The sequence below is a fragment of the Streptomyces sp. NPDC020875 genome (assembly GCF_040641415.1).
Classification (GTDB): Bacteria; Actinomycetota; Actinomycetes; order Streptomycetales; family Streptomycetaceae; genus Streptomyces.
On the sequence record NZ_JBFADP010000010.1, the window covers coordinates 36,752 to 55,071 of the forward strand.

Consider the following 18,320-nt stretch of genomic DNA (forward strand, 5'->3'; position numbering starts at 1 on the left):
GTCGGCGACAGTCCGTACGGGCGCATGCCGGAGGCGCCCGGGGCGCGCCGCGCGTTCCCGGCTCCGGTCGGGCTCGACGGGCCCCGGCAAGCCCGGGAGTGCCGGGCCCGGGAACGAAAAATGGCTCGGTTCTCAGGCGGAAACGCCGTCGATCCGGGCCATCGCGTCATCGGCGCCGTACGGTTGCAGATACGGCAGCCACCGGGGGTCCCGGTGTCCCGTACCGATGATCCGCCAGGCGAGACCGCTCGGCGGCGCCGGTTGGTGCCGCAGCCGCCAGCCCAGTTCGCGCAGGTGCCGGTCGGCTTTGACGTGGTTGCAGCGGCGGCAGGCGGCGACGACGTTGTCCCAGACGTGCTGTCCGCCGCGGCTGCGCGGGATGACGTGGTCGACGCTGGTTGCGACGCCACCGCAGTACATACAGCGTCCGCCGTCGCGGGCGAACAGCGCTTTGCGGGTCAGCGGAACGGGCCCCCGGTAGGGGACCCGTACGAACCTCTTCAGACGGACGACGCTGGGCGCCGCGACCGCCCGGGTCGCACTGTGCAGGAAGGCGCCGGACTCCTCCAGGCACAGGGCCTTGTTCTCCAGGACGAGGACGAGCGCGCGGCGGAGCGGTACGACGCCGAGCGGCTCGTACGACGCGTTGAGGACCAGGACATGCGGCACGGTTGATGCCTCCTTGTACGCCGGCGACGCGTGGCTCGCGCCGGGACGATCTGCTGTCAGTCTCTCCTCAGGGCGGCCCGGAACGCCACCACGTGGCGGTAACGGGCTCGAAGTGTTTTCAACCACACCACCGTCCCCACACCGAGAACGAACGGCTGTTCCCGTCTCCGCCGCCCCCGTCGCCGCCGCCGTCACCGTGCGCCCGGGCGTCCCCCGGGTGAGTCTGGTCTCTCCGGGCCCCGGAACGAGGGACCGGCCGCGATGCCGCCGTTAGGGTGGTTGGTCCGCCGCACGCCCTGCCTGGAGGTTTTCCCCGTGACCGGCTTCTGGTCGTCGATCGTCCTCGCCACCGCCCCCGGGGCGGCCGGGACGCCGTCCCCGTCCGGGCCGCCCACCGACTCCCCCGACGCCCCCGTCACCCTCGACGAGGCCGCCGAGCGCGCCGGGAACGCGGCGGGCTGGGTGGAGGAGAACTGGTCCTCCTGGCTCAACACCGGACTGCGGATCATGCTGATCCTGGTGGTGGCGCTGGTCCTGCGGATGCTGGTGCGCCGGGCGCTGACCAAGCTGATAGACCGGATGAACCGGTCCGCGCAGGCGGTGGAGGGGACGGCCCTCGGCGGGCTGCTGGTCAACGCGGAGCGGCGGCGGCAGCGCTCCGAGGCCATCGGCTCGGTCCTGCGGTCGATCGCGTCGTTCCTGATCCTGGGTACGGCCGGGCTGATGATCCTCGGCGCCTTCAAGATCAATCTGGCGCCGCTGCTGGCCTCCGCCGGTGTCGCGGGTGTGGCGATCGGCTTCGGCGCCCGGAACCTGGTCACCGACTTCCTCTCCGGCGTCTTCATGATCATGGAGGATCAGTACGGGGTCGGGGACACCGTCGACGCGGGCGTGGCCACCGGCGAGGTGGTCGAGGTGGGGCTGCGGGTGACCAAGCTCCGCGGCGACGACGGCGAGATCTGGTACGTGCGCAACGGTGAGATCAAGCGGATCGGCAACCTCAGCCAGGGCTGGGCGACGGCCACGGTCGATGTCACGGTCCGGCCGACCGAGGATCTGGACAAGGTGCGCTCGGTGATCGGCGGGGTGGCCGCCGAGCTGGCGAAGTCCGAGCCGTGGAACGAGCAGCTGTGGGGCCCGGTGGAGACCCTGGGCCTGACCGAGGTGCTGCTGGACCAGATGACGATCCGGGTCGCGGGCAAGACCATGCCGGGCAAGGCGCTCTCCGTCGAGCGCGAGCTGCGGTGGCGGATCAAGCGGGCGTTCGACGCCGAGGGCATCCGGATCGTCGGCGGGCTGCCCGTACCGGAGGCGGACGGCGCGGCCGCCGACCCGTCGGCGTCGATGGCGGCCCCGTCGGCGCTGGCCAGCCCGGTGTCCCCGCAGTCGCTGGCCACGGCGCCGATACCGCCCGCGCCGCCGAATCTGCAGAAGTGATCCCGTAGGATCCCGCGGCCCGGTGGGGCCGGACCCGATACCCGGGTCCGGCCCCACCGGCCTGTCCGGGCCCGTCGACCTGGCCCCGGGCCGGGCCCGTCAGATCCCGGCCGGGCCTGGCCGCCTGGCCGCCTGGCCGCGATCCGCCCGGTCCCGGGCCGCCTGCGGATGGTGATCCGTATGACATAACCCGGCATAGCGGATGTCTCGCCCGCCGTTACGGACCCGGCCATTGACGCCCCCCTCGACCCCGGCTTACTTTCACCTGGATCGATTAGGAAACTTTCCTAACAACCTATCGCCCGTCCGCCGGTCACCGGCGGACCGCAGCCGAAGGGCAGGTACGCCGCCGTGGCCGGAACGGTCCCCGGAACCCCGCGTGTACTGCGGGCCATGAACGACCGCACGGCGCTCGGACTACTGCTGGAGCACGGCCCCCTCTCCCGGACCAGGATCGGCAAGCTGACGGGGCTCTCCAAGCCGACCGCCTCCCAGCTGCTGGTACGGCTCGAAGCCGCCGGGCTCGTGGTCGCCACCGGCACCACGGAGGGCAGCCCCGGACCCGGCGCCCAGCTCTACGCGATCAACGCCGGGGCCGCCTACGCCGCCGGGCTCGACGTCTCCCCGCAGCGGATCCGGGCCGCCGTCGCCGATATCACCGGCACGATCGTCGGCGAGTACCAGCTCCCCACGCCCCGCCGCCGGGCGGCGGACGCGGTCGGCCAGGTCACCGAGGCCGTCGGCGGCGCGGCCGAGGCCGCCGGGGTCGCCCTGGACCGGATCCACCGGCTGGTCATCGGCACCCCCGGCGCCTTCGACCCCAATACCGGACGGCTCCGGTACGCCTCCCATCTGCCCGGCTGGCACTCCCCCACCCTGCTGGACGATCTCGCCGCCGCCCTGCCGATGCCCTTCGCCTACGAGAACGACGTCAATCTCGTCGCCGTGGCCGAACAGCGGCTCGGCGCGGCCCGGGGCCACGACGACTTCGTCCTGCTCTGGAACGAGGAGGGCCTGGGCGCCGCCGTGGTGATCGGCGGCCGGCTGCACCGGGGCTTCACCGGCGGCGCGGGCGAGGTCGGCTTCCTCCCCGTGCCCGGCACCCCGCTGGTCCGCCGGGTCGCCCGGGCCAACGGCGGCGGCTTCCAGGAACTGGCCGGGGCCCAGGTACTGCCCCGGCTCGCCCGCGAACTGGGCGTCGGGAACATCGGCGGCGGCCACTACACCGAGGTCGCCCCGGCGCTGGTCGCCCGCGCCGCCGAGGCCGGTGACGGGCCCTGCCGCGCCCTGCTGGACTCGTACGCCACGGCGCTGGCGACCGGACTCGCCTCCGTCGTCGCGGTCCTCGACCCGGAGCTGGTGGTACTCGCCGGGGAGGCGATCACCGCGGGCGGGGAGCCGCTGCTCGCCCGGGTCCAGGCGGAGCTGACCGAACTGGCCGCGCCCCGGCCCCGGCTGCTGCTCTCCGCCGTACGGGAACAACCGGTACTGCGCGGGGCGCTGGAGAGGGCCCTGGCGACCACCCGTGACGAGGTCTTCGACACCTCGGCCCGCTGAACCCGGCCCGAACCCGACCCCATCCGCACCGACCGGTCCGCCCACCTCCTCCCCCCCTCATCCCTCTTGTCCCACTCATCCCTCGCACGGACATCCCCCATCCCTTGATCCGGCCGAACCGCCCCAAGGAGACACCATGTCCATACGCACGGAGAGCACCCCGCCCCGCAGCGCCGGCCGCGCCCGGGGCCGTACCGCCGTCCACGGCCGCCGGACCACCGGCGCCCTCGCCCTGACGGCGGCCCTCGCCCTGCTCGCGGGAGCCTGTACCGGATCGAACGAGTCGGCCGCCGACGACGACCCCCGGGCCGAAACGACCCTCACCCTCTGGCACGGCTGGTCGGCGGAGGCCGAGGTCGCGGCGATCGAGGAGAACGTCCGCCGCTTCGAGGCCGCCCACCCCAACATCACGGTGAAGACCGTGAAGAACATGACGGACCCCAAGATCCAGCAGGCGCTGCGCGCGGGCGGCTCCAAGGCACCGGATGTGATCGCCTCCTTCACCACCGACAGCGTCGGGAAGTTCTGCGACACCGGCGCCCTGGTGAATCTCCAGCCGTTCCTGGACAAGTCGAAGATCGACGCCACCAAGGTGTTCCACAAGCCGCTGCTGGAGTACACCCGGTTCGACGGCAATCAGTGCTCGCTGCCACTGCTGCACGACGCCTACGGGCTGTACTACAACAAGGACGCGTTCCGGCGGGCCGGGATCACCGCACCTCCGAAGACCTGGAGCGAGTTCGAGAAGGTGGCACTGAAGCTCACCCAGCCGCATGGCGACGGCTACCGGCAACTCGGCTTCATGCCCAACTACCACGGCTACGAGACCACCACGTCCCATTACGCGTCCCAGTGGTCGCCGACCTACTTCGACACCGGCGGCAAGTCGAAGATCGCCGACGACCCGGCCTTCGCGAAGATGATGACCTTCCAGAAGAACCTGGTCGACGGGCTCGGCGGCTTCACCAGGCTGGAAAAGTTCCGCAATACCTTCGGCGACGAATGGGGCGCCGAACACCCCTTCCACACCGGCCAGGTCGCCATGCAGCTCGACGGCGAATGGCGGCTCGGCATGGCCGAAGACGCCGGGGTCGATTTCGAGATCGGTACGGCTCCGCTGCCGGTCGCCGACGAACTCGCCGCCGACTACGGCATGGGCTATCTCTCCGGCACGATCATGGGCATCGCCGCCACCAGCAAGAAGCAGAACGCGGCCTGGGAGCTCGTGAAGTACATGACCACGGACACCGAAGCGGTGGTCGCCTTCGCCAACGGCATCCGCAATATCCCCTCCACCGTCGCGGCCCTGGAATCACCCGGCCTGAAGTACGACCCGGCGTTCCGGACGTTCATCGACATCGCCCGGCACCCGAAGTCGTCCACCACCCCCGCCCAGGTCGACGGCGGCGCCTATCAGATCACCCTCCAGGACCTCGGATACCGGTACGAGGCCGGGAAGGTGAAGGATCTCCAAGCGGGTCTGGAGGCCGCCGCCCGGCAGATCGACACCGATATCGAGAAGCAGAAGTAGCGGCGGAACCGTCCGGGATGAGCACCCACACCCTGCGTTCGAAGCGCCGCCGCTCGGCGCTCCGTACCCTCGCGTTCCTGTCGCCCTGGCTGATCGGCTTCGGGGTCTTCTTCGCCTATCCGCTGATCGCCACCGTCTACTTCTCCTTCACCCAGTACGACGGCTTCCGGCCGCCCGTCTTCAACGGTCTGGAGAACTGGACCTATGTCTTCTCCCAGTACCGGCTCTTCGTCCCGGCGCTGGAGAACACGCTCTGGTTCGTCGTCGTCATGGTCGGCTGCCGGGTGGTGTTCGGCCTCGGCATCGGGCTGCTCGTGGTCCGGATCAAGACCGGCGGCGGCGTCTTCCGTACCCTCTTCTACCTCCCCTATCTCGCCCCGCCGGTCGCCGCGTCCCTGGCCTTCGTCTTTCTGCTGAACCCCGGTACGGGGCCGGTGAACTCGTTCCTGGAGTCGGCCGGACTGCCCGCGCCCGGCTGGTTCACCGACGCCGACTGGTCGAGACCGGCACTGACGGCGCTGGCGCTCTGGGGGATCGGCGATCTGATGGTGATCTTCACGGCCGCGCTGCTCGACGTGCCCAAGGATCAGTACGAGGCGGCCGAACTGGACGGCGCATCGGCGTTCCAGCGGTTCCGGTTCGTCACCCTGCCGAATATCGCCCCGATCGTGCTGTTCGCCGTGGTCACCGGGGTGATCCAGACCATGCAGTACTACACCCAGCCGCTGGTGGCGGGGAAGGTCGCGTCGGGGATCATCGGCGGCAGCGGACAGCAGTTCGAGCCCGGCTACCCCGAGAAATCCACCCTCACCCTGCCCCAACTCGTCTACGACCTGGGCTTCCAGCGCTTCGACTACGGCTCGGCCGCCGTCGTCGCCCTGGTGCTCTTCGCGCTCTCCATGCTCTTCACCGCGGTACTGATGCGGCGCCGCGGCGGACTGATCGGGGTGGGTGACCGATGACCGCGACCCCGACCCGGGCCCCCGGGCGCCACCGCCCCGGCACCCGCGGGCCCGCCGCCCGCGCCGCCCGCCGCCGGGCGGTACTGCGCTGGATCGCCGTGCACTCCCTCGCCGTGGCCGCCGCCCTCTTCTTCGTCCTCCCCTTCGTCTTCGTCGTACTGACATCCCTGATGTCCGATCAGCAGGCGCTCACCCGGAACCTGGTCCCCAGGACCTGGGAGTGGGGCAACTATGCGGATGTCTTCAACACTCCCGGCTTTCTCACCTGGTGGCGGAACACTCTGCTCTACGCCGGACTCGGCACCGTACTCACCGTGGTGTCCTCGATCCCGGTGGCCTACGCCCTGGCCAAGTTCCGGTTCCGGGGACAGCGGCTCGCGATGATGCTGGTCATCGCGATGATGATGCTGCCGCCGCAGGTCGTCGTGGTGCCGATGTACCTCTTCTGGGCGAAGGAACTGGACCTCGCGGGCAGCCTCTGGCCGCTGATCGTGCCGATGGCCTTCGCCGACGCCTTCTCCGTCTTCCTGCTCCGCCAGTTCCTGCTCACCGTCCCCGACGAGTATCTGGACGCGGCCCGGGTGGACGGCTGCGGTGAGTTGCGCACCCTGATCCGGATCGTGCTGCCGATGGCCAGGCCGGGGATCGCGGCCGTGGCACTGTTCCAGTTCTTCTATGCCTGGAACGACTACTTCGGCCCGCAGATCTACGCCTCCGAGGAACCCGGCGCCTGGACGCTCAGCTACGGCCTCGAATCGTTCAAGGGCGCGCACCATACCGATTGGAATCTGACCATGGCCGCGACCGTTCTGGTCATGGCCCCCGTAATCCTCGTCTTCTTCTTCGCCCAAAAGGCGTTCGTCGAAGGTGTGACACTGACCGGAGTGAAGGGCTAGGAATCATATGAAACTGGCAGTCGTAGGTGGCGGATCCACCTATACCCCGGAGCTGATCGACGGGTTCGCCCGGCTGCGGGACACGCTCCCCATTACGGAGCTGGTCCTGGTCGACCCCGCTCCCGAACGGCTGGAGCTGGTGGGCGGGCTGGCCCGGCGGATCTTCGCCAAGCAGGGGCACGACGGCACGATCGTGACGACGTCCGACCTGGACGCCGGGGTGGCGGGCGCCGACGCCGTCCTGCTCCAGCTGCGGGTCGGCGGGCAGGAGGCCAGGCTCCAGGACGAGACCTGGCCGCTGGAGTGCGGCTGTATCGGGCAGGAGACCACCGGCGCGGGCGGCCTCGCCAAGGCGCTGCGGACCGTCCCGGTCGTCCTCGACATCGCCGAGCGGGTCCGGCGGGCCAACCCGGACGCCTGGATCATCGACTTCACCAATCCGGTGGGCATCGTGACCCGGGCCCTGCTGACCGCCGGGCACAAGGCCGTCGGGCTCTGCAATGTCGCCATCGGCTTCCAGCGGAAGTTCGCCCGGCTGCTGGACGTGACACCGTCCGAGGTCCATCTGGACCATGTCGGGCTCAACCATCTGACCTGGGAGACCGGGGTCAGGATCGGCGGGCCCGACGGACCCGACCGGCTGCCGGAGCTGCTCGCCGGGCACGGTGACGCGATCGCCGCCGATCTGCGGATGCCGAGGGCCGTCCAGGACCGGCTCGGCGTGGTGCCCTCGTACTACCTCCGCTACTTCTACCAGCACGACGATGTCGTGGAGGAGCTGCGGACCAAGCCGTCCCGGGCGGCCGAGGTCGCCGAGATGGAACGGCAGCTGCTGAAGACGTACGGGGACCCCGAACTGGACACCAAGCCGGAACTGCTGGCCAAGCGGGGCGGGGCGTTCTACTCGGAGGCGGCCGTCGATCTGGCGGCGGCGCTGCTGGGCGGGGCGGGCAGCCCGTACCAGGTGGTCAATACCTTCAACAACGGGACGCTGCCGTTCCTGCCGGACGACGCGGTGATCGAGGTCCAGGCCGCGGTGGGCGCCAAGGGCGCGGCCCCGCTGCCGGTGCCGAAGGTCGACCCGGTGTTCGCCGGGCTGATCGCCAATGTCACCGCCTATGAGGACCTGGCGCTGGACGCGGCGCTGCGCGGCGGCCGGGAGCGGGTCTTCCGGGCGCTGCTGGCGCATCCCCTGATCGGCCAGTTCACCCCGGCGGAGCGGTTGACCGACCGGCTGATCGCGCACAACCGGGAGCACCTGGCGTGGGCGTGACCGCAGCGGTCCTCGCGATCGACGCGGGGAACAGCAAGACCGATGTCGCGTTGGTGGGGCCGGACGGATCGGTCCTCGGCTCGGCACGGGAGAAAGTGGGCTTCCAGCCCCCGAAGGTCGGGGTCGCCGCGGCGGTGGAGGCCCTCGCCGGGCCCGTCGCGGCGGCCCTGGAGGCGGCCCGGATCGCGGGCCGCCCGGTGGACGAGGTGGCCGAGGTGTCGGCCTGTCTCGCCAACGCCGATCTGCCGGTGGAGGAGGCGGAGCTGACGGCCGCCCTGCACGCCCGGGGCTGGGGCCGTACCACGGTGGTACGGAACGACACCTTCGCCCTGCTGCGGGCCGGGGTGGACGAACCCAGGGGCGTCGCGGTGGTCTGCGGCGCGGGCATCAACTGCGTCGGGATGCTGCCCGACGGGCGGACCGCCCGGTTCCCGGCGATCGGGAAGATCTCCGGCGACTGGGGCGGCGGACTGGGGCTCGCGGAGGAGTCCCTGTGGGCCGCCGCGCGCGCGGAGGACGGCCGGGGCCAGCCGTCGGCGCTGGCCCGGACGCTGCCGGCGCACTTCGGGCTGGGGTCGATGGCCGAACTGATCGAGGCGCTGCACCGGCGGAACCTGCCCTACGCCCGGGTGCACGAGCTGACCCCGGTGCTCTTCGCCACCAGCGCCGGGGGCGACCCGGTGGCGGCGGCGCTCGTCCACCGGCTGGCCGAGGAGGTGGTGGCGATGGCCTCGGTCACCCTGGACCGGCTCGGTCTGCTGGCCGACGCGGTGCCGGTGGTGCTGGGCGGCAGCGTGCTGGCGGCCCGTCATTCCGAACTGGACGCCCGGATCACCGCCCTGCTGGCGGCGAAGGCCCCGAAGGCGGCGCCCCGTTGGCTGACGGCGCCCCCGGTACTGGGGGCGGCCCTGCTCGGTCTGGACCGGGTGGGCGCTCCGCCGGAGGCCCGGGCCAGGGTCCGGGAGCACTACAAGATGTAGCCGGTATCCGTACGTCATGACACCGCACGCCTCCACCGGGCCCGCCGACACGGGCCGGGCGGGGGCGTCCGGCTTCCCGGACGGCTGTCGGGGCGGCTGTCGGGGCGGCTGTCGGAGCGGTTGTCGGGGCTCGGGGCCCGGTGCTCGGTATCGATGCCGGGGGCCGGTATCGGGCTCGCGGGTGGCGAGCCTTCGCCAGGTTGTCCACAGGGGTGGCCCCGGCTGGAACCGCGGGCGGCGCGGGAGCGTATACAGGGGGAACGAGATCCGCAGGACGAGAGGGCGTACGGCCGCGTGTGCGGCGCGGGCCGTGCGAGGCGACGGCCGACGGGCCCGGGTGACCCCCGGGGATCGGTCCGGGGCGAGAACGCGGGGCGGTTGACGGCATCCGGCGCTGGACGGCCGGGTGGGGGCGCACGGCGGGGGGCGGGGTTCATCACCTCGGGCCCGTGGCCGGCGTTCCGGTGCAAGATCCAGTCAAGCCTGCTGTGCGTGACGGTCTTCGACGCCATACTTCTCGCCAAGGGTCCGCCCGGCCCGGCCCGTGGTGAGGCCGGACCGCCGTCGATGACCGAGGGGGAGGTCAGATGACATACCCGCCGAAGGTGCGCGCCGCGCACCCGTCGGCTCCCGTGTCCGCGCCCGGATCCCCCGGGCCCGGTTCCTTCGGCGGCCCGGGTGCCGCGCCGGAGCCGGGGCCCGGACCGGGATCAGGGCCGGGGAGCGCCGGGGAGGCGATGGCGCGGCTGCGCGCGGCGGCGGCGACCGAACCGGGCCGGCTGCGGATCATCGGGGCAGTGCTGGCGGCCCTGGTGCTCGCGTTCGGCGCGGTGACGGCGGCCGAGGTCTCCGAGCGGGCGGCGGCGGCCGACGACGTGGTGGGCCGCAGCCAGCCGCTGAGTGCCGACGCGGCGCTGGTCTACCGCTCCCTCGCGGCCGCCGACACGGCCGCGTCCAGCGGGTTCCTGGCGGGCGCCGTGAAGGAGCCGCGCGAGGTCCGCGAGCAGTACGAGAAGGACATCGCCCGCGCCTCCCAGCTGCTGGTGAAGGCCGCGACGCATACGGTGGCCGACAGCGAGTCGGGCCGCCAGATCCGGACGCTCAACGAGCAGTTGCCGGTCTATACGGGCTTCGTGGAGACCGCCCGGACGTACAACCGGCAGGGCAAGCCGCTGGGCGGCGCGTATCTGCGGTTCGCCAACGAGCGGATGACGAAGGTACTGCTGCCCGCCGCGCAGCGGCTGTACGACGCGGAGACCGCGCGGCTGGACCGGGACGACGAGGACGCCACGGCCTGGCCGGTGCTCGCCCTGCTGGCCGGGGTGGTCGCGATCGGTGTGCTGGCCTGGGCCCAGCGGCGCAACTTCCTGCGGACGAACCGGGTCTTCAACCACGGGCTGCTGGCCGCCACGGCGGCGTCGGTGGCGCTGCTGCTCTGGCTGACCGCCGCGCACGCGGTGGCCGCGGCGCAGCTGGGTGAGGCACGGACCGGTGGCGAGCAGTCGCTGCGGGCGCTCAACGAGGCCCGGATCAGCTCCCTGAAGGCCCGGGCCAACGAGAATCTCGTCCTGGTCGCCCGGGGCGCGGTGCTCACGGACGACGGGAAGCGCGACAAGTACGAAACGGAGTACGACGAGAACATGGGGGTTCTCGTCAACGCCCTGGGCCGGGCGCAGCGGCTGGCGCGGGGCGACGAGCGGGGTCTGGCGCCACTGCGGAAGGCGGCCAGGAGCGTGGAGCTCTGGCAGAAGGCGCATACCAAGGTCAGCGCCGCCGACCGGGCCGGGCGATACGAGGAGGCGCGGAATCGGGTCCTCGGCGGCGCGGGTTCGACGGGCCGGGAGTTCGACCTGGTGGACGCGGAGCTGGACCGGGCGCTGGCGCATGAGCAGCGGCAGTTCACCGAAGCCGCCGAGAGCGGCCGGAGCGCCCTCGGGCTGCTGCCCGCGGGGGCGGCGGTGCTCGGGGTGCTGGGCGCGCTGGGCGCGGTGCTCGGGATCAATCGCAGGCTGTCGGAGTACCGGTGAGAGGGGGCGTGATGTCGGACGGGGAGGCCGCGCGGGGCGGAGACGGGCCCGCCGGGGGCGGCGAGGGCGGCAAAGACCGGTCCCCCCGGCGGTGGTTCGTCCGGCGGGGCTGGGGCGGGGTCGCCGCAATGGCCGCCGCGTGCGCCCTGGCCGCCGCGACGCTGATTCCGCTCTCCCGGGACGCCGGGTCGGCCATCGCCGGGCCGGATCGGGGCGCCGGGGTGAGCCGGGCGGTCCCGGCCACCGTGGACGACTGCGAGTCCCCCGAGGCGTCGCTGCCCGCGTCCTCGGACAGCGGGCCGGCGATCGAGGCGATCAAGAAGCGCGGCCATCTCGTCGTCGGGGTGGACCAGAACAGCTACCGCTGGGGCTATCGCAATCCGGAGACCGACACACTGACGGGCTTCGACATCGATCTGGCGCGGGCGATCGCCCGGAATCTGTTCGGCACCCCGAAAGCCGTGGTCTTCCGGGCCGTCCCCACGAACCAGCGGATACCGGCGCTGAACAACGGCACGGTGGACATCGTGGTCCGGACGATGACCATCAACTGCGAGCGGAGCAGGCAGGTGGCTTTCTCCACCGCCTACTTCCAGGCGGGGCAGCAGATCCTGGCGCCGAAGCAGTCCGCCGTCACCGGCTGGAACAGCACGCTCCGAGGCAAGCGGGTCTGTTCGGCGGAGGGCTCCACGGCCTATGACGAGCTGCGGAAGAACACCTTCGGCGCGGTCTTCCGGGACCAAAACGACGGGAAACCGGCCGACGAGGACGTTCTGACCGTACCCAATCAACTGGACTGTCTGGTCCGGCTCCAGCAGGGGCTGGTCGACGCGGTCCTCACCGATGACGCGCTCGCCGCAGGCCAGGCGGCCCAGGACCCCGCGGTCGAGCTGAAGGGCGAGGGGCCCTTCACCACCGAGTACTACGGGGTGGCGACCAAACTCGGCAACGACGATCTGGTGCGGCGGATCAATCTGGTGCTGGAGGAGTACCGGCGAGGAGAGTGGCAGCGCGCGTACGAATACTGGCTCGAGGACGATCTGCCCGGCAAGTCCGTGCCGCCCGCCCAGTACCGCGGCCGCTGACCGACGAAAGAGGTGATCGATGGGCGTCGCCGGATCATTCTCCGGGCCCGGAGGCGGTCCGCCCGGGCCGGTGATGGACCGGGACGAGGTCGACCGTGCGCTGGCCCGGCTGGGCGCGGAGCACGAGGCGGTCGAGTCCTCCTTGCTGGCCCTCCAGGACCACGCGGGCCGCAGACTCCTCGAAGGGGCCGAGCTGACCGGGGTCACCCGGGACCGGTGGGCCGCGGCCGAGCGGTCGATCGCCCTGCTGTGGGGGTACTTCGAGGCGTACTCGGCGGCGCTGACCGAGATCCGGGAGATCAGGGCGCGGCGGCGGTGGGCCAGCCGGGAGGACCTGGCGGAGCTGACGGAGCGGCTGCGCGGCCGGGGTGTGACGGTTCCGGGCCCGGCGGCGGGCGCCCCGGACGCGCTGGTGCCCGGCACCCCGGCGAAGCTCGCGGAACGGTTCTCCCTCGAAGGTCTGGTCGAGCGGATGAACGAGCTGTACGCGGCCTCCCTCGACATGGTGGTGACGGCGGACACGGTCTGGTCGGCGCTGCCCGCCCGGATCGACCTGCTCTCCGCCGAACTGCGGCGCACCCGCTCCCTGGCGCACTCGGTGGGCGTACGGCCCGGTGAGCATCCGGCGGGCGACGACCTGGAGGCGATCACCCGCGAGCTGACCCTGCTGCGGGCGCAGGTGATCTCCGATCCGCTGGCGTTCTGGCGGCCCGGGACGCGTAGTTCGGCACCGGGCGGCGGCCGCGCCGACACCGACCGGTACGACCGGGCGGCCCGGGCGCTGGAGGACATCCGGCGGGAGATCGAGGCGGTGCTCGGGGTCCGCCAGGACTCGGAGGAGCGGCTGGTCCGGCTGCGGGACGTGCTGTCGCGGGCCGACCGGACCCTGAGCGAGGCGCGCGCCGCCCGCGGCGAGGTGCTGGCGAAGATCGCCGCCACGGAGGTGCCGGCGGTCAGCGGCCCGCCGACGGCGCTCCAGGAGCGTCTGGTGACGGCCGCCGAGTACCGCAGGCACTCCCTGTGGCACCGGCTGTCGCCACTGCTGGAGTCGTTGGAGCGGGAGGCCGAGGAGGAGCTGATCCGGGCCCGGGAGTCGCTGACGGCGGTGACGGCCCCGCTGGCGGTCCGGGCCGAGCTGCGGGGGCGGCTGGACGCGTACAAGGCGAAGACGGCCCGGCACGGGCTGGCCGAGGACCCCCTGCTGGTCGAGCGGTACGACACGGCCCGCAGGATGCTGTGGAGCGCGCCGTGCGATCTGCGGGTGGCCGAGCAGGCGGTCTTGAGATATCAGCGGGCGGCGGCGGAGGCGCTGGCGCAAACGGAGCCCGGAAGGACCGGCTCCGGCGACCGCGAGGGGGGCGTGTGAGCGGTAACGGCGACGGGGGCGGCGGGCCGGGGAGCTGTGGGCGTCCCGACTGCGACGGAACGTACGAGGACGTCGGCGGCGGTGAGTTCTACTGCGATACCTGCGGTCTCGCGCCGGTGGCGGGCGGTGGTGTCCCGGGCCGTTCGGCGGCGTCCGCGCGAGGTACGGGGGGTCCGTCGAGGTCGGCGGCGTCGGGGCGGTCGGCGCGCTCCGCCCGGTCGGCCAGGTCCTCACGATCGGCCCGGTCATCGGCGTCCCGGCGTTCGGTCTCGGGCCGGCTCTCCCGCTCCCTCTCCGGCTCCGGTACGAGTACGCCGACCACGCCGTCCCGTTCGGTCTCGGTCCGTTCCAGCGGCTCCACCAGCCGGGGCTCCGCACGCAACCGGCTGGGCGCGGGGCTGGTCTCGGTGCCCGAGGTGCCACGCCCCGACCCCCGGTCCGCGGTGATGACCGACCCCGAGGTGCCCGAGCGGAAGCGGTTCTGCTCCCGCTCCGACTGCGGTGCGCCGGTGGGCCGCTCGCGGGGTGAGCTGACCGGGCGCACCGAGGGCTTCTGCACCTCCTGCGGCCATCCGTACTCCTTCGTCCCCAAACTCCGGCCGGGCGATATCGTGCGCGGCCAGTACGAGGTCGTGGGGTGTCTGGCACACGGCGGTCTGGGATGGGTCTATCTCGCCGTCGACCGCGCGGTCTCCGACCGCTGGGTGGTGCTCAAGGGCCTGCTGGACACCGGCGACCAGGACGCCATGGAGGCGGCGATCTCCGAGCGCCGTTTCCTCGCCGAGATCGAGCACGCCAACATCGTCCGGATCTACAACTTCGTCGAGCACCTCGACCAGCGCACCGGCTCACTCGACGGCTATATCGTCATGGAGTACGTCGGCGGCAAGTCGCTGAAGGAGATCGCCAACGACCGGCGGGACAACGGCGGGCGGCGCGATCCGCTCCCGGTCGAGCAGGCGTGCGCGTACGGGATCGAGGCGCTGGAGGCACTCGGCCATCTGCACAGCCGCAATCTGCTCTACTGCGACTTCAAGGTCGACAACGCCATCCAGCAGGCCGACCAGCTGAAACTGATCGACATGGGCGCGGTCCGCCGGATGGACGACGACGAGTCCGCGATCTACGGCACCGTCGGCTACCAGGCGCCGGAGGTCCCCGAGCTGGGGCCGTCCGTCGCCTCCGACCTCTATACGGTGGCCCGGACCCTGGCCGTCCTCACCATCGACTTCACCGGGTACACCAATGTGTACGCCGACTCCCTGCCCGACCCGGAGAAGGTCGAGGTCTTCCGGACCTACGAGTCGTTCTACCGGCTGCTGGTACGGGCGACGGACCCGGATCCGGCCCGGCGGTTCGCCTCGGCCGAGGAGATGGCCGAGCAGCTGACGGGGGTGCTGCGGGAGGTCGTGTCGATCCAGACGGGCCGGGCGCGCCCGGCGCTCTCCACCCTGTTCGGGCCGGAGGTGAAGGTCACCGACAGTCTGCTCTTCGCGGAACTCACCGACGACGTCTCCCTGCTGGGGGCCCGTCCGGCGGCCGGGGACCGGCAGCGGGCGGGGACCGGGGCCGGCCGGGGCACCGGCGCCCGGCTGGTGATCCCGGCCCAGTCCTCCGGCGGCCCCGCGCCGCTGGGCTCCGGCTCCGTCGGCGCTGCCGGTGCCCCCGTATCGGCGGCCGTATCCGGCGCGGCCCTTGCCATCGGCACGGGCGGCCCGGCCGGTCAGGCCGTGGGGCGGCTCGCGCCTCATCTGCGCCCGCCGGACCTTCCGGCGGTGGCGCTGGCCCTCCCGGTCCCCCGGGTCGACCAGGACGATCCGAACGCCGGTTTCCTCGCCGGGCTGCTGACCGCCGCGCCCGCCGAGCTGATCGCCGCGCTCGCGACCGCGCCGTCGCCGTCGGCCGAGACCCGGCTGCGGGAGGTCCGGGCCCGGCTGGAGATGGCCGACCCGACGGCGGCGCTCACCGTCCTGACGGAGCTGGAGCGCCGGTCCGGCGACGACTGGCGGGTGATCTGGTACCGGGGTCTGGCGTCCCTGGTGGTCGGGGACAAGGAGGGGGCGGCGCTCGCCTTCGACGCGGTGTACGACGCCTTCCCGGGCGAGCCCGCGCCCAAGCTGGCCCTCGGGATCTGTGCGGAGATCCTGGGCCAGCTGGACAACGCCGCCGAGTACTTCCGGCTGGTGTGGACGACCGATCCCGGCTATGTGAGCGCCGCGTTCGGCCTGGCCCGGGTCCAACTCGCCACCGGTGACCGGGCGGGGGCCGTCAGAACGCTGGAGTCGGTGCCGGAGGCGTCGATCCACTACACGGCGGCCCGGGTCGCGGCCGTACGGTCCCGGCTGCGCCGACGCTCCCCGCAGGAGGAGCTGCTGGCCGAACTGACGGCCGCCGCGCACCAGGTACAGGCCCTGGAGGAGGCCGGACTCGACGCGGTCCGCCGGGAATCACTCGCCACCGAAGTACTCGGTACGGCCCTGGACTGGGTACTCTCCGGTAGTCCCGGAGCACCGCCGCCCGGGCCCGGCGCGGCGGCATCGCCCCAGCGGGGTCGCGCGTCCCGTGGTGCGCTGCTCGGCAGCCCGCTCGACGAGCGGGGCCTCCGCTTCGGGCTGGAACGCTCCTACCGGGTACTCGCCCGGCTCGCCCGGCGGGGCGAGGAGCGCATGGACCTGGTGGAGCGTGCCAACCGCTTCCGCCCCCGGACGTGGGTGTGATCGATGCCGTCGCAGAATCCTCAGCAGGCCGGAACGGCCGTCTGCCCGGGTTGCGGAGACCCGGTGGAGTCCGACGACCGCTTCTGCGGTCGGTGCGGTACTGAGCTGCCGCCCGCCCCCGCCGGGCGCTCCGGCGACCGCCCGACCCTCGCCATCGGCGTCCCGGCCCCGCCGGCCGTACCGCCGCGCCCCGCCGCCCCGCCCGGGGCTCCCTCGTTCCCGGCGGCGGATCCCGCGGGTCCCGCCGGGTATCCGGTGACCCCGGCCGCCGAGGCGGTACCGGCGCCGGGTCAACCCTCCGTACCGTCCGGCCAGTCCACCCATGGGGGTACGCCGCCGGGTTACGTACCGCCGGTACCGGACACGCCGCCCGGAGCCGCCGCCCCGGCCGTACCCGCCCCGGCTGTTCCCGCCCAGCCGACCGGTCCGGCCGGGCAGCCGGGCGGGCCCGGCGCCTCCGGAGCCGTACCGCCGCCGGGCCGACCGCCCCAGGCCGCCGGGGGCGCGGCGGCGTCGGGTGAGCCGCCGCGGTCGCGGATCGCGGCGCTGGCCGAGATGAGCGGGCCCGCGAACAGTGCCGCCGTCCCCGCCGCGCTCACCGACCACCGGGCGCCCGCCGCGACGGCCGTGCCGACGCCCACCGACGCGTACGGGCGGCCCGCCGGGCCGACGACGTACACGACGGGATCAGGACATCCCGCCGGGCCCGTACCCGATCAGCCCGGTCAATCGAGTCGGCCCGGCCAGCCGGATCAGCCGGCCGCCGGATCCGGGGGCTTCACGCTCCAGCCGCCTCCGGCGCCGACCGCGCCCCCGGCCGCCGCACCGGCGACGGCCCCCAAGCCCGGGGCCGCCGACCCCCGGAGCCCGCACACGGCCGACGGCACGAAGCTCTGCGTCGCCTGCCGCGCCGGGCGGGTCGACACCGACGGCTACTGCGAGAACTGCGGACACGCCCAGCCCCGGGAGCGCGACCACATGGAACGTGAACTGGACTCGGTCGCCGCCGTCAGCGACCGGGGTCTGCGCCACCACCGCAACGAGGACTCGTTCGGCGTGGCATCCACCGCCCTCCCCGACGGCTCCCCCGCCGTCGTGGCGATCGTCTGCGACGGCGTCTCCTCGGCCACCAGGCCCGACGAGGCGTCCCAGGCCGCCGCCCGGGCGGCAAGGGACTCCCTGGTCGATGCCCTGCCCCGGGGCACGCATCCCCAACAGGGCATGCGGGACGCGATCGTGGCCGCCGCGGGCGCGGTCAACGCCCTGGCGGCGCCGGAACCCGGCGCCGAGGCGCCCGACCAGGACCCCCACGGGCGGCAGAACGCCCCCGCGTGCACCATCGTCGGCGCGGTCACCACCGGTGAGCTGCTGGTCGTCGGCTGGGTCGGCGACAGCCGGGTCTACTGGGTGCCCGACGACCGGTCCGCCCCGGCCGCCCGGCTCACCGAGGACGACTCCTGGGCGGCCCAGATGGTGGCCGCCGGGCTGATGAACGAGGCGGAGGCGTACGCGGACGAGCGCGCCCACGCGATCACGGGCTGGCTGGGCGCCGACGCGTATGAACTCGACCCGCACACGGCCGCGTTCAAGCCGGACCGCTCCGGGGTCGTCGTGGTCTGCACCGACGGTCTGTGGAACTACGCGGAGGGCGCCGACGAGATGGCCGGGGTGGTCCCCGCCGACGCCGCCGTACGGCCGCTCCACGCCGCCCAGGTGCTGGTGGGACACGCCCTCGACGGCGGGGGCCACGACAATGTGACGGTGGCGGTCGTCCCGTTCGCCGTCGGACCGCAGGGGGGTGGGCCGTCCTGACCCGCCGC

The 18,320-nt window shown here is 73.0% G+C and carries 13 protein-coding genes; 12 read left to right on the forward strand and 1 reads right to left on the reverse strand.

Translation table 11 applies throughout. The features are described from left to right. Positions 1 to 132: 132 nt before the first annotated feature. Positions 133 to 669 (reverse strand): HNH endonuclease, encoded by a 537-nt coding sequence (locus AB0G74_RS07950; RefSeq protein ID WP_361141857.1) that lies wholly within the window; start codon positions 667 to 669, stop codon positions 133 to 135. 315 nt (positions 670 to 984) lie between these two features. Here AB0G74_RS07950 and AB0G74_RS07955 point away from each other — a divergent pair, with 315 nt between their 5' ends. The 12 genes from AB0G74_RS07955 to AB0G74_RS08010 all read left to right on the forward strand — a co-directional run bounded on the left by AB0G74_RS07955 (position 985) and on the right by AB0G74_RS08010 (position 18,312). Continuing rightward, on the forward strand, positions 985 to 2,106 hold the full coding sequence (locus tag AB0G74_RS07955) for a mechanosensitive ion channel family protein (RefSeq protein WP_361141859.1): 1,122 nt from the start codon (positions 985 to 987) through the stop codon (positions 2,104 to 2,106). A 393-nt stretch (positions 2,107 to 2,499) separates the two neighbouring features. Next, on the forward strand, positions 2,500 to 3,663 hold the full coding sequence (locus tag AB0G74_RS07960; protein ID WP_361141861.1) for an ROK family transcriptional regulator: 1,164 nt from the start codon (positions 2,500 to 2,502) through the stop codon (positions 3,661 to 3,663). 136 nt (positions 3,664 to 3,799) lie between these two features. After that, on the forward strand, positions 3,800 to 5,194 hold the full coding sequence (locus AB0G74_RS07965; RefSeq protein WP_361141863.1) for an ABC transporter substrate-binding protein: 1,395 nt from the start codon (positions 3,800 to 3,802) through the stop codon (positions 5,192 to 5,194). 17 nt (positions 5,195 to 5,211) lie between these two features. Then, positions 5,212 to 6,156 (forward strand): sugar ABC transporter permease, encoded by a 945-nt coding sequence (locus AB0G74_RS07970; protein WP_361141865.1) that lies wholly within the window; start codon positions 5,212 to 5,214, stop codon positions 6,154 to 6,156. Next, complete coding sequence (locus tag AB0G74_RS07975) at positions 6,153 to 7,052, forward strand: carbohydrate ABC transporter permease (protein ID WP_361141867.1); 900 nt, start codon at positions 6,153 to 6,155, stop codon at positions 7,050 to 7,052. The genes AB0G74_RS07970 and AB0G74_RS07975 overlap by 4 nt, the downstream gene beginning before the upstream one ends. Before the next feature lie 7 nt (positions 7,053 to 7,059). Further along, positions 7,060 to 8,325, forward strand: coding sequence for a 6-phospho-beta-glucosidase (locus AB0G74_RS07980; protein ID WP_361141869.1), 1,266 nt, complete (start codon positions 7,060 to 7,062; stop codon positions 8,323 to 8,325). Further along, positions 8,316 to 9,305 (forward strand): BadF/BadG/BcrA/BcrD ATPase family protein, encoded by a 990-nt coding sequence (locus tag AB0G74_RS07985; protein WP_361141871.1) that lies wholly within the window; start codon positions 8,316 to 8,318, stop codon positions 9,303 to 9,305. Before AB0G74_RS07980 ends, AB0G74_RS07985 begins: the two co-directional genes overlap by 10 nt. Before the next feature lie 737 nt (positions 9,306 to 10,042). Then, positions 10,043 to 11,332: a hypothetical protein gene (locus AB0G74_RS07990; RefSeq protein ID WP_361141873.1), complete on the forward strand. Its 1,290-nt coding sequence runs from the start codon at positions 10,043 to 10,045 to the stop codon at positions 11,330 to 11,332. Positions 11,333 to 11,460: 128 nt separating this feature from the next. Further along, positions 11,461 to 12,417, forward strand: a complete 957-nt coding sequence (locus tag AB0G74_RS07995; RefSeq protein WP_361142005.1) for a glutamate ABC transporter substrate-binding protein — start codon at positions 11,461 to 11,463, stop codon at positions 12,415 to 12,417. A 19-nt stretch (positions 12,418 to 12,436) separates the two neighbouring features. Continuing rightward, positions 12,437 to 13,783 carry a hypothetical protein gene (locus tag AB0G74_RS08000; RefSeq protein WP_361141875.1) on the forward strand — a complete coding sequence of 449 codons (1,347 nt, stop codon included), beginning with the start codon at positions 12,437 to 12,439 and terminating at the stop codon, positions 13,781 to 13,783. Further along, positions 13,780 to 16,500 carry a tetratricopeptide repeat protein gene (locus AB0G74_RS08005; RefSeq protein WP_361141877.1) on the forward strand — a complete coding sequence of 907 codons (2,721 nt, stop codon included), beginning with the start codon at positions 13,780 to 13,782 and terminating at the stop codon, positions 16,498 to 16,500. The genes AB0G74_RS08000 and AB0G74_RS08005 overlap by 4 nt, the downstream gene beginning before the upstream one ends. Before the next feature lie 3 nt (positions 16,501 to 16,503). Continuing rightward, on the forward strand, positions 16,504 to 18,312 hold the full coding sequence (locus AB0G74_RS08010; protein WP_361141879.1) for a protein phosphatase 2C domain-containing protein: 1,809 nt from the start codon (positions 16,504 to 16,506) through the stop codon (positions 18,310 to 18,312). Positions 18,313 to 18,320: the final 8 nt, after the last annotated feature.